Below are 313 nucleotides of genomic sequence, written 5' to 3'. Positions count from 1 at the left end.
CGCCCAAACTCGCTTCGCTCAAACAAGGGCGAGCCCTGATCCGCGAAACGCTGCGCTCCTCGGCGCATCCAGAAGGGGTTGGGATACCGAAACGCCTTCGCTGCGCTCGGCTCCGAACAGCCAACAGCCAGCAGCCAAGACTGCAGATCCGATACCAACCGCAGCAGGCGCGCAGCGCCTGCTGCGGCTTGGTGGCCGAGCGAAGCAATGGCCCGGGTGGTCTCCACCCCCTCTGCCTGCGCCGAGGAGCGCAGCGTTTCGCGGATCAGGGCTCGCAGCTGTTTGAGCGAAGCGAGTTCTGCGAGACCCCGCG

The 313-nt window shown here is 66.5% G+C and carries 1 protein-coding gene; it reads right to left on the bottom strand.

The annotated features are described in order from the left end of the window. Nucleotides 1–313: hypothetical protein (locus AC0IYU_RS34820; protein WP_472126967.1), on the bottom strand; the 313-nt coding region annotated here is incomplete at both ends.

The sequence above is a fragment of the Variovorax sp. AC103 genome (assembly GCF_979254005.1).
Note: the sequence above shows the minus strand (reverse complement) of the source record. Positions and strands in the feature narration are given on the sequence as shown.